Here is a 12,990-nt window from a genome sequence, read left to right on the forward strand (position 1 = left end):
TGAGGGTGGGTGTGTCGGTGGTGGGGTCGAGGGTGAGTGGGATGGTGTCGGCGCCGGCTGTGTGGAGTGCTGTGGTGATGTCGCGGACGAGTTGGCTGTCGGATTCCTGGTGGGTTGTCTGGTTGATCACCAGCCACCGCCCCGACAGACGGGCGCCACCGGTGGGGGAGTCCAGGGCGGTCCAGGTCACCCGGTAGCGCCAGGCGTCGGTGGGCCGGGACTTCGCCGGCACGGCGCGCCGGGCGACGGCGGTCGGCAGCCACAACCGGTCGTGGCGGAAGGCGTACGACGGAAGGGGCACCCGGCGCGCACCGGTGCCCTCGTACACGGCGCTCCAGTCGACGCGGACTCCGTGCGCGAAGGCGGCACCCACCGCGCTGCGCATGTGGTCGAGGCCGCCCGCGCCCCGCTGCAGCGTGTGCAGCGCGGTGGCCGGGACCCCTTCGTCCGCCGCGATCTCGTCGATCGCGGCATTGAGCAACGGATGCGGACCGATCTCGATGAACGTGTGATGGCCCGCGCGCAGCAGCGTCCGCAGCGTGGCGTCGAACTCCACGGGTTCGCGCATGTTGCGATACCAGTACGACGCGTCCAACTCTTCGCCGGCACACGGACCGGCGGTCGTGGTGGAGAAGAACGGTATCCGGGCCGGAACCGGCCGTACGCCGGCCAGCAGGTCCAGCAGTTCCGCGCGGAACTGCTCCACCTGCGGCGAGTGCCCGGCGAAGTCGACGCCTGGCAGCGGCCAGCGCAGCACCCCCTCGGCGGAGAGCCGCGCACCGAACTCCTCCAGCGCGAGCGCGTCACCCGCGACGGTGACCGAGGCGGGCCCGTTGACCGCCGCCACGGAGATGCGCTGCCGCCACGGTTCGAGCAGCTCACGGATCCGCTCGGCCGGAGCCATCACCGCGAGCATGCCCCCGCCCCCGGCCAACCGCCCCCACAGCCTGCTGCGCCCGGCGATCACCAGGGCCGCGTCCTCCAGCGAGAGGGCACCGGCCACGCAGGCCGCGGCCACCTCACCCTGGGAGTGGCCCACGACCCCGGCCGGCCGCACGCCATGGGCCTCCCAGAGGGCCGCCAGCGAGACCATCGCGGTGAACAGCACCGGCTGCACCACGTCGGCACGGTCGATCGGAGGGGTGTCCGGGGCACCGGCCAGCACATCGAGGACCGACCAGTCGATATGGGGCGCCAGCGCCCGGGCGCAGTCCTCGGCCCTGGCACGGAAGACCGGTGAGTCCGCGAGGAGCCGAGCTCCCAACCCGGCCCACTGGGCGCCCTGTCCGGGAAAGACGAAGAGCGGCGCCCGGTCGCTGCCGGCCTCGCCGAGCACCACGTCGGGATCCGGCCGCTCCTCCGCGATCGAGCGCAGCCGCGCGATCAGCGACTCCCGGTCGTCGGCCAGGACCGAGGCCCGGTGGGACAGCGCCGCACGCGTGGTGGCGACGGAGTACGCGGCACTGGTCGCAGTGATCTCCGGATGGGCGGCCAGATGCTCGGCGAGCCGCCGCGCCTGCTCGCGCAGAGGCGCCGCGCCGACGGCCGACAGCGGGAGCACGGTCGCATGGCCCGGGGCCGGAGACGCGGGCGGTTCGGCGAGCGTGACGGGGGGTGGTTCTTCGATGATGACGTGGGCGTTGGTGCCGCTGACGCCGAAGGAGGAGATGCCGGCGCGGCGCGGCCGGTCCGGGGTGGCGGGCCAGGGCTGGGCTTCGGTGAGGAGCCGGAGGCTGCCCGAGTCCCAGTCGACCTTGGTGGTGGGTTGGTCGACATGGAGGGTCGGAGGGAGGGTGTCGTGCCGGAGTGCCTGGACCATCTTGATGATTCCGGCGATACCCGCGGCGGCCTGGGTGTGGCCGATGTTGGACTTCAACGCCCCGAGCCAGAGGGGGGTTTGGCGGTTGGGTTGTCCGTAGGTGGCGAGGAGGGCGCCGGCTTCGATGGGGTCGCCGAGGGGGGTGCCGGTGCCGTGGGCTTCGACGGCGTCGATCTGGTCGGGTGTGAGGTCGGCATCGGCCAGGGCGGCACGGATGACCTTCTGCTGGGCGGGCCCACTGGGGGCGGTCAGACCGTTGCTGGCGCCGTCCTGGTTGACGGCGGTGCCGCGGACGACGGCCAGGACCTGGTGCCCCAGTCGCTCGGCGTCCGACAACCGCTCCACCAGCAGCATCACGGCACCCTCGGCGGGCCCGAAGCCGTCGGCGGCCTCGGCGAACGCCTTGGACCGGCCGTCCGGCGCCAAGGCCCGCTGCCGTGAGAACTGCACGAACAGCGACGGGTCGGCGATGACCGTCGCACCGCCGGCGAGCGCGAGGTCGCATTCGCCGCGCCGCAGCGACTGCACCGCCAGATGCAGCGCCACCAGCGACGACGAGCAGGCCGTGTCCACCGTGATGGCCGGGCCCTCCAGACCGAGGGTGTACGAGACCCGGCCCGCCGTGAAACTGACGATCCCGGCCAGGAGTTGACCCTCCAGCCCGGCGTCGGCGGCCTCCACCCCCTTCTGGTATCCGCTCTCCCACGCACCGGCGAACACACCGGTGCGGCTGCCCCGCAGGGACTTCGGGTCGATGCCGGCCCGTTCCAGCGACTCCCACGCCGTCTCCAGCAGGAGCCGCTGCTGGGGGTCCATGGCCAGTGCCTCGTTCGGCGAGATCCCGAAGAGACCGGGGTCGAACCGGTCGACGCCCCGGACGAACCCCCCTTCGCGGCAGTACGTCGCCCCGGCCCGGTCCGGATCGGGCGAGAACATCGCCGCCACGTCCCAGCCGCGGTCGGACGGTGCCGGGGAGACCGCGTCGGTCTCCGAGCGCAGCAGCTCCCACAGGTCTTCCGGCCCGCGCACCCCTCCGGGCAGCCGGCAGGCCATGCCGACGATCGCGATCGGCTCCCGCGCCCGCTCCTCGACGGTGCGCAGTTGCTCGGTGGCCCGGTGCAGCTCGGCCGTCACACGCCTGAGGTACGAGCGCAGTTTCGCCGCGTCCGGCTCCTTCGGCTCCGCCGATTCGTTCGACGTCTTGTTCTCCACAGAGGTCTTCCCTTCGAGGCTGTGCGGTCTGCTGCCGAGGCGTCCATGGCCGGGCCGGGTCGGACCGGGCGGGGTCACGACGTGCCGAACCGTTCGTCGATGAACGCGAAGATCTCGTCATCGGCCGCGGTGCGCAGCACGTTGTCGATGTCGCCGCCGGTGCCTCGGGGGTCGTCGCCGGTGTTCACGGCACCGTGGTGGAGAGCACGCCAGCGGTCGGCCAGCGCGTCCAGGCGCGACGCGATCTCGGCCGGGGCCCGGGAGGCGTCGGTCGCGGCGGCCGACCCGTCGGGGGCCAGGGCGGCCAGCGCCTCCTCGAGCCGGTCGAGTGAGGCCAGGAGCGGGTCGGGCCCGGCCGGCTGCCGCGGCACGAGCAGCTCGTTCAGACGATCGGCCAGCGCGGCTGGAGTCGGATGGTCGAAGACCAGGGTTGCGGGCAGCCGCAGGCCCGTCGCCGCGCCGAGCCGGTTGCGCAGCTCGACAGCGGTCAGCGAGTCGAAGCCGACTTCCCGGAAGGCCCGGTCCGAGGCGACCGAGGCGGCGGAGCCGTGACCCAGCACCGCGGCGACGAGTTCGCGCACCAGCTCCAGCAGCGTGTCCTGGCGTTCCTCGTCCGACAGGGCGGACAGACGCTCGGCGAACGCCTCGCCGCTCTCCCGCCCGGTCCCGTCGGCCGACTCCGTCCGGGCCCGGACGGCCGCCGTGCCGCCCGGGGTGCGTGTGACGAGCCGCGACAGCAGGCTCGGCACGGTTCCGTTCGCGCGCAGGGCGGCCGGGTCGACCCTCATGGGGAACTGGACCGCCTCGTCCGCCCCGAGCACCGCGTCGAACAACGCGGTGGCCTGCGTTGCCGGCATGGGCGGGAAGCCGCTGCGCGCGAACCGCCGACCCAGGCTCTCCTGGTCCAGCCCATGCATGCTGCTGGTGTCCGCCCACAGCCCCCAGGCCACCGACACCGCCGGCAGGCCGAGCGCGCGCCGCCGGACCGCGAGCGCGTCGAGGACGGCGTTGGCCGCCGCGTAGTTGCCCTGGGCGGGGCTGCCCAGGAGCGCGGCGCTGGACGAGAAGAGGACGAACGCCGACAGGTCCAGGTCCCGGGTGAGCCGGTCCAGGTGCGCCGCGGCGTCCACCTTGGGCCGCAGCACCCGCTCCACCCGCTCGGGGGTGAGGGAGGACAGCATCCCGTCGTCGAGGACGCCCGCGCTGTGCACCACCGCGGTCAGCGGGTGCTCGGCGGGCACCTCGGCGAGCACCCGCCGCAGCGCGTCGACGTCGGCGACGTCGCAGGCGACGACCGTGGCCGACGCGCCCAGATGGGCCAGTTCCGCCACCAGCTCGGCGGCGCCGTCCCCGTCCGGGCCCCCGCGGGAGACCAGCAGCAGACGGCGCACGCCGTGCCGGGTGACCAGGTGCCGGGCGATCCGGCTGCCGATGGTTCCCGTACCGCCGGTGATGAGTACGGTGCCGTACGGGCCGAACGCGGGCGGCATGGTCAGCACGAGCTTGCCGACGTGCCGGGCCTGGCTGATCGTGCGCAGGGCGTCCGCGGCACGCCGCACGTCGTGCGTGGCGACGGGCAGCGGGCGCAGCGCCCCCCGGCCGAACAGCTCCATCAACTCGGCGAGCGTCCGGCCGAGTTCGCCGGGCTCGACCTCGTCCAGACCGAACGCCCGGTACCGCACGCCCGGGTGGTCGGCACCGACCCCGAGCGGGTCGCGCACATCGGTCCGGCCCAGTTCCAGGAATCGCCCGCCGGGGCCGAGCAGGCCCAGGGACGCGTCGGCGTACTCGTGTGCCAGCGAGTTCAGGACGACATCGACGCCGGCCGGCCTCCTCGCGCGGGAGAACGCCGTCGCGAAGTCGAGGGTGCGCGAGGAGGCGATGTGCTCGTCCGGAAGGCCCAGACCGCGCAGGGTGTCCCATTTGCCGGGGCTTGCGGTCGCCAGCACCTCGGCGCCGAGGTGGCGGGCGATCTGTACGGCGGCCATGCCGACGCCTCCGGCGGCGGCGTGCACCAGCACGGTCTCTCCCGGTCGCAGCCCGGCCAGGGTGACCAGGCCGTAGTAGGCACTGAGGAACACCGCCGGAACCGACGCGGCCCGGGCGAAGGACCAGCCGTCCGGGACCGGCGCCAGCAGCCGCTCATCGGCGGTGCACACGGGGCCGAAGCCGCCGTTCCACAGGCCCAGCACCCGGTCGCCGCGGCGGAACCGTGTGACACCGGGACCGACCTCCGTGACGAAGCCCGCTCCCTCGGTGCCCAACTCGGCCTCGCCCGGGTACATGCCCAGGGCGAGGAGGGCGTCCCGGAAGTTCACACCGGCGGCGCGCACGGCGACGCGCACCTGCCCCGGCTCCAGCGGAGCGTCCGCGTCGGGGGCGGGCAGCAGGGCCAGACCGTCCAGTGTGCCGTCCGCCCCCCGGCACAGCCGCCATGCCCCGTCCCCATCCGGCGGAATGAGTGTGCCGCCGCCGGACGCGCCACCGGCGCTCTCCAGCCGGGGCAGGTACACCCTTCCGCCCCGCACCGCCGTCTGGGGTTCACCCGACGCGATGGCGGCGGGCAACGCCCGCGCCGACTCCGGGTCGTCGTCCAGGTCGACGAGGAGGAACCGGCCCGGTTCCTCGGCCTGTGCGGAACGCAGCAGACCCCACGCGGCAGCCGCCGCCGGGTCCGTCACCTCGCCGTCGCCGTGTACCGCGACCGCGCCGCGGGTCGCCACGACGAGCCGGGCCCCCTCCGGTCCGGCCGGTGCCGCGAGCCACCGCTGGAGCAGTTCCAGCACCCGGCAGGTGACGGTCCGGGCCTCGGCGGCGACATCGTGGCCCGCCCCGGTCGGTACGCCGAACACGACGGCGCCCGGGGCGGGCAGGCCGGACCCGTCCGGTGCCGGCAGGTCGGGCAGGTGTGCGTCGGCCACCCCCGCCAGGGACAGGGCGTCCGGTCCCGCGACCACCCAGCGGACCGGTGCGGCGGCGTCGGCGCCTGCGGCAGCGGGCAGCTCGTGCCAGGAGAGCCGGAACAGCGTGTCGGGGCCCGGCTGCCGCCCGCCGCCAGGCAGGTGCCCCGGATCCACCGTGCGCATGATGACCGAGCCGATCTCGGCGACCGGTCGCCCGTCGGCATCGGCGCACCGGACGCGCACCGCGTCCTCGGCCACCGGCGAGATGCGGATCCGCAGCCGGTCGGCTCCCGGCCGGTGCAGCCGGATGCCGCGCAGTGCGAACGGCATCCGGACCTGCCCGTCCTCGGGGAAGAACGCACCGAGACTCATCGCCTGCAGGGCCGCGTCCAACAGCGCAGGGTGCAGACCGAAGCGCCCGGCCTCACCGCGCACCGACGCGGGCAGCGCGACCTCCGCATGAATGTCGGTCCCGTCCCGATGGGCGCTCACCAGGCCGCGGAAGACGGGGCCGTAGCCGTAGCCGCGCTCGGCGAACCGGTCGTAGAAGCCGCTGACGTCGAGCGGCTCGGCGTCCGGCGGAACGACCCCGGCGAAACCATCGCCTCCGCTCTCGTCGGTGCCTTCGTCCGCGGTGAGGAGACCCTCGGCGTGCAGGGTCCAGTCGGCGGCGTCCTCGGGGCGGGCGTGGACCGTGAAGCGCCGGGCTCCGTCCGGGCCACGGCCCGCGACGCTCAGCCGCAGGACGACCCCGCCGTCGTCGGGCACCACCAACGGCGCGGAGAGGGTCAGTTCCTCGATCCGGCCGGCGTCGGTCTGGCGGCCCGCCCACAGCGCGAGGTCGGCGAAGGCGGCACCGGGCAGCAGCACCGTTCCCAACAGGGCGTGGTCGGCCAGCCAGGGAAACCCACCGACGCCGATCCGCGCGGTGTAGACGTGGCCGCCGGTGTCCGGGAGTTCCACGCCACCGCCGAGCAGCGGATGACCGGCGGATTCCACCCCCAGTGAGGCGGGATCACCACCCCGGGAGCCGGGCTGGTGCCAGTACCGCTCGCGCTGGAACGGGTAGGTGGGCAGGTGCACCGTGCGTGCGCCGGGACCGAAGACCGCCTCGGGCTCGACCTCCACTCCGTGCGCGAAGGCGCGGCAGACGGCCAGGGCCAGCGAACGAGGGCCGCCGTGGCGGCGGCGCAGCGTCCCCAGCACGGCCGCGCCGGCCCCGGCGTCGACGACCGTCTCCTCCAGCGCGACGGCCAGCATGGGGTGCGGACTCGGTTCCAGGAACACGTCGTGCCCGTCGGCGATGAGCGACCGGGTGGCCCGCTCGAACTCGACCGGCTCGCGCATGTTGCGGTACCAGTACGAGGCGTCCAGCTCCGTACCGTCCAGCAGCCCGCCGGTCACCGTCGAATAGAAGGGGATGCCGGACGGCAGGGGGGCGACCGGGGCCAGCACCTCCAGCAGATGCTCCCGGAGCGCGTCCACCTGCGGCGAATGGCCCGCGGTGTCGACTCCGGGGATCGGCCGGGCGTGCACGCCCTCCCCGGTGACCTGCGCGACCAGCTCCGCCAGGGCCTCCGGCTCGCCGGCCACGGCACAGGAGCCGGGGCTGTTGACGGCGGCGACGGCGAGGCGGTCCCCCCACCTCTCCAGCCGTGGCCGCAACTCCTCCACCGGCATCGACACCGCCACCATGCCGCCCTTGCCCGCCAGCCCGAGCCACGCCTGACTGCGCAGAGCGACGATCCGGGCCGCATCGTCCAGCGAGAGCGCTCCGGCGACATGGGCGGCGGCGATCTCGCCCTGCGAGTGCCCGACCACCGCCGCCGGTTCGACCCCCAGCGCACGCCAGGCCGCGGCGAGCGAAACCATCATCGTGAACAGCACCGGCTGCACTACGTCGACCCGATCGAGCGAAGGCGCGTCCGGTTCCTCGCGCAGCACGCTGAGCACCGACCAGCCGAGGTGGGGCCGCAGCGCCGCGTCGCAGACGTCGGCGGAGTCCCGGAACGCGCCGGGGCTCTCCAGCAGTCCGGCGGCCATGCCGGGCCACTGCGACCCCTGGCCGGGGAAGACGAACACGACACGGTCGGCCGTACCGGCGGTGCCGGTCGTCGCCAGCGGATGCGGGCGGCCTTCGGCGACGGAGCCGAGGATCTCGGCCAACTCCGTGACGCTCTCGCCTGCCACCGCCGCCCGCTGCTCGAAGCGGGCCCGGGTGGTCAGGAGGGAGAGACCGACATCGGCCGGACGCCGTTCGGGACGCGCGAGGAGCTCCGCAGACAGCTGCCGTGCCTGGTCGCGCAGTGAGGCTTCGCTGTGCGCGGACAGCATCAGCGGCACGGTCACCCCCTGCCACCGGTCCTGCTCGCGCGCCTCACCGGCGTCGGCCGGGCCATGGTCCTTGTCCACCGCGGGCGCCTCGGGTCCGGTGGTCCGAGGTGGTTCTTCGATGATGGTGTGGGCGTTGGTGCCGCTGACGCCGAAGGCGGAGATGCCTGCGCGGCGTGGCCGGTCGGGGTGGGTGGGCCAGGGCTGGGACTGGGTGAGGAGCTGGAGACTTCCCGAGTCCCAGTCGACTTTGGTGGTGGGTTGGTCGACGTGGAGGGTCGGGGGGAGGGTGTGGTGGTGCATGGCCTGGATCATTTTGATGATTCCGGCGATGCCTGCGGCGGCTTGGGTGTGGCCGATGTTGGATTTGAGTGAGCCGAGCCAGAGGGGGGTCTGGCGGTCGGGTTGTCCGTAGGTGGCGAGGAGGGCGCCGGCTTCGATGGGGTCGCCGAGGGGGGTGCCGGTGCCGTGGGCTTCGATGGCGTCGACCTGGTCGGGTGTGAGGTCGGCGTCGGTGAGGGCTTCGCGGATGACGTTCTGCTGGGCGGGTCCGTTGGGTGCGGTGAGGCCGTTGCTGGCGCCGTCCTGGTTGATGGCGGTGCCGCGGACGACGGCCAGGACCTGGTGCCCCAGTCGCTCGGCGTCCGACAACCGCTCCACCAGCAGCATCACGGCACCCTCGGCCAGACCGACCCCGTCGGCGCCCTCGGCGAACGCCTTGGACCGGCCGTCCGGCGCCAACGCCCGCTGACGGGCGAAGTCCACCAACAACTCTGGCGTCGACATCACCGTGACACCGCTGACCAGCGCCAGATCACACTCCCCCCGGCGCAGCGACTGGACCGACAGATGCAGCGCCGTGAGAGAGGCGGAACACGCCGTGTCGACGGTGACCGCCGGTCCCTCCAGGCCGAAGACGTACGAGAGTCGGCCGGACATCACGCTGGCCGAGTTGCCCGTGGAGATGTAGCCGTCGAAACTCTCGTCACCTCCGTCCCCGTTCTGAAGCAACGGCACATAGTGCTGGCCGTTGGAACCCACGAAGACCCCCGTACGGCTGCCGCGCAGTCGGGTGGGGTCGAGGCCGGCCCGTTCGAAGGACTCCCAGGCCGTCTCCAGGGCCAGCCGCTGCTGCGGGTCCATCGCCACTGCCTCGCGTGGGCTGATCCCGAAGAAGCCCGGGTCGAACTCGGCCGCGTCGTGCAGGAACCCGCCCGCTCGGGCGTAGGTGTGCCGGGGCGTGTCGGGGTCGGGGTCGTAGAGGCCGTCGTTGTCCCACCCACGGTCGGTGGGGAAGGCGGTGACGGCGTCCACCTCGCCGGAGAGCAACTCCCACAGGTCTTCCGGGGAGCGCACCCCGCCCGGCAGTCGGCACGCCATACCGATGATCGCGATCGGCTCACCGGCGTCCACTGCGCGGGCCGTGGCGGCCTCGGAGACGGCGGCCGTGCCCTCCTCGCCGCCGAAGAGCCGCTCGCCGAGATGGCGGGCGAGCGCGGTGGGAGTGGGATGGTCGAAGACCAAGGAGGCGGGCAGCGTCAGGCCGGTCGCGTCCGCGAGCCGGCCACGCAACTCGACCGCCGTCAGCGACTCGAAGCCCAGTTCGCGAAACGCCCGCGAACTGCTCACCGCGTCGCCGGACGCCTTGCCCAGCACGACGGCGGCCTGCGAGCGGACCAGCCGCAGCAGGGCGGCCTGCCGCTGGTCGCCGGACCGGGCGGACAGCTCGCGGACCAGCTCGGCGGCGGCCGACTCGTCCGTGTCAGCCGCACGCTGTGCGGCGGACAGCGCGCGCACATCGGGCACATTGTCGAACAGGGCCGTCGGCCGTACCGATGTGTACGAGGCGATGAAACGGTCCCACGCGACGTCGGCGACGGCGCCGTAGGCACTGCCCCGCGCCAGCAGCCGGTGCAGCGACCGCACCGCCGCGTCGGGATCGAGCGGGACCACCCCGCGCCTGCTCAGGAACTCCTCGTCGGCGCCCTTCGCGCGGACGCCGCCCGCCCAGGGGCTCCACGCGACCGAGACCACGGGCAGCCCGGCCGCCCGTGCGCGTGCGGCGAGCGCGTCCAGGTGCGCGGTGGCCGCCGCGTAGCAGCCCTGGGCGGCGCCGCCCCACATCCCCGACACGGAGGAGAACAGCACCAGGGCCCGCAGATCCGCCTCGGCCGCCAGGCCGACCAGATGATCGGCGACGGCCGTCTTGGCGGCCACGGCCTCGGCGACGTCGGCGGGCGCCGTCTCGACGAGAGGCACCAGCGGTACCAGCGGCGGCGCATGGAAGACGACATCGGGACGGTGCTCCGCGAGCAGAGCGGCCAGGGCGGAGCGGTCGGCGACGGCGCAGCGCACCCGCACCACATCGGCCTCGGCGTCCGTTTCGACCTCCGGTCCGGCCAGCACGATGCGTTCGGCTCCGTCGGCCAGCAAGGATTCCAGCAGCCGGTCGGGCACGGTCGTGGAGTCCCCGACGACGAGGACGGTTCCCCGGGTCCGCCACGCGGCCGGCGCCGCGTCGGCCGGGGACCGCAGGACCCGGCGGCCGAAGACGCCCGACGCCCTGATGGCGACCTGGTCCTCGGCTCCGGCTCCGGCAAGCACTCCGGCGAGCCGATCGAAGACACCCGCGTCGGGCCGCTCCGGCAGATCGACGAGACCGCCCCAGAGCTCGGGCAGTTCCAGCGCCGCAGCCCGGCCCAGCCCCCACAACTGGGCCCCCGCGGTGGAAGGCACCTCGTCCGGCCCGGCGGCGACCGCGCCACGGGTGACGGTCCACAGCGGTACGGTGCCGCCGAGATCGGCCAACGCCTGGACGAGAGCGAGGGTCGCAGTGACTCCCACCGGCACACCGGGGTGCTCCGGGTGGTCGTCCGTGGACACCCCCAGCAACGACACCGCACCGATCACCGGGTCCTCCCCGGCGACCACGGGTCCGAGCAGGCTCCGCAGTTCGTCGCGGTCGGCCGACACGGGGTCGGCGGTGACCCGGCGGACCGTCCCTCCGAAGGAGGCGATGGCCCGCTCCACGGCGTCGACGGTCCCGGCCTCCTGTTTCCCGGTCGGCACGATCAGCAGCCATGGCCCCGGCCGCCACGCGCCGTCCGCCGGACGCAGCCCCTGCCAGGCCACGTGGTACGCGAGTCGGTCGCCGTAGGTCACGGCGGTGTCCTGCTGCCCGGCCGCCGCGGTGGCGGGCCCGGGCACGGCCGCCGATACCCAGTAGCGCTCGCGCTGGAAGGCGTACGTGGGCAGATCCGCCCACGCGGCGCCGGGATAGAGCGTGGCCCAGTCCACCGGAACGCCACCGACCTGCGCCTCCGCGGCGGAGGCGAGGAACCGCCGCAGGCCGCCGTCGTCGCGCCGCAACGAGCCGACGGCCGTCGCGGCCGTCCCCGCGCTCTCCAGCGTCTGCCGGATGCCGACGGTGAGAACGGGGTGCGGGGAACACTCCACGAACGCGTCCACCCCGTCGGCCAGCATGCCGCGCAGCGTGGACTCGAACCGCACCGGGTGGCGCAGATTGCGGTACCAATACCCCGCGTCGAGCGCCGTCGTGTCCAGCGGCTCCGCCTCGACCGTCGAGTAGAAGGGCACGTTGCCCGGGCGCGGCCGGATCGTTCCGAGCACGGCAGTCAACTCGTCCCGGAGCGCCTCGACCTGGCGGGAGTGCGACGCGTAGTCGACGTCGATGCGGCGGACCCGGACGCCCTCGGCCTCCAGCGTGCCCAGCAGCGCATCCAGGGCGCCGGTCGCACCGCAGACGACCGTGGTCTCCGGCCCGTTGACGGCCGCGATCTCGACCTCTCCGGCACCGGCCATCCGGGCCTCGACGTCGGCCGGGGCCAGAGCCACCGAGGCCATACCGCCCTGTCCCGCGAGCGCACGGGCGATGAGCTGGGAGCGCAGCGCCGCCACTCGGGCGGCGTCCTCCAGCGAGAGCGCCCCGGCGACATGGGCGGCGGCGATCTCGCCCTGGGAGTGACCGATGACGGCGGTCGGCTCGACACCGAGCCACCGCCACATCGCCGCGAGAGAGACCATGACGGCGAAGGTCACCGGCTGCACGACGTCCACCCGATCGAGGCCGGGGGCACCCGGCACACCGCGCAGCACATCGGTGAGCGACCAGTCCACGAACGGGGCCAGCGCGGCCTCGCACCGCGCCAGCTCCGTCGCGAAGACCGGTGAGGAACCGAGGAGTTCGGCACCCATGCCCGCCCACTGCGCGCCCTGACCCGGAAAGACGAAGGCGACCCGACGTACATCGGCCGCGCTGCCCGTGACCGCGTCCAAAGACACCTCACCGGAGGCCACGGCGGCAAGGGCGTCCAGCGGCGCACCGCCGTCACCGAGCAGCACCGCCCGGTGGGGGAGCGCCGCACGCCCGGTGGCAAGACTGCGGCCGATGTCGGCGACGGAGAGCGTGTCGGCGCGGTTGAGCCAGGCCCGCAGGCGTGCGGCTTGGGCGCGTAGGGCGGTGGGGGTGTGGGCGGAGAGGGGCCATGCGATGACGGGTGGGTTGTCGGTGTGTTCGGGTTCTTCGTCGGGTGTGGTGTTGGGTGTGGGGGGTGGTTCTTCGATGATGGTGTGGGCGTTGGTGCCGCTGACGCCGAAGGCGGAGATGCCGGCGCGGCGTGGCCGGTCGGGGTGGGTGGGCCAGGGCTGGGACTGGGTGAGGAGCTGGAGACTTCCCGAGTCCCAGTCGACTTTGGTGGTGGGTTG

Annotated in this window: 1 protein-coding gene and 1 pseudogene; both read right to left on the reverse strand. The window is 74.0% G+C overall.

Annotated elements, in window-relative coordinates; genetic code table 11:
• A pseudogene (locus ACIHCL_RS36440) lies at positions 1–2,977 on the reverse strand (type I polyketide synthase); the annotation flags it as partial.
• 128 nt (positions 2,978–3,105) lie between these two features.
• On the reverse strand, positions 3,106–12,990 hold a 9,885-nt coding region (locus ACIHCL_RS36445; protein WP_399868840.1), incomplete at its 5' end, for an SDR family NAD(P)-dependent oxidoreductase.

Origin of the sequence: Streptomyces sp. NPDC052042 (assembly GCF_044548345.1) — a bacterium.
Classification (GTDB): Bacteria; Actinomycetota; Actinomycetes; order Streptomycetales; family Streptomycetaceae; genus Streptomyces.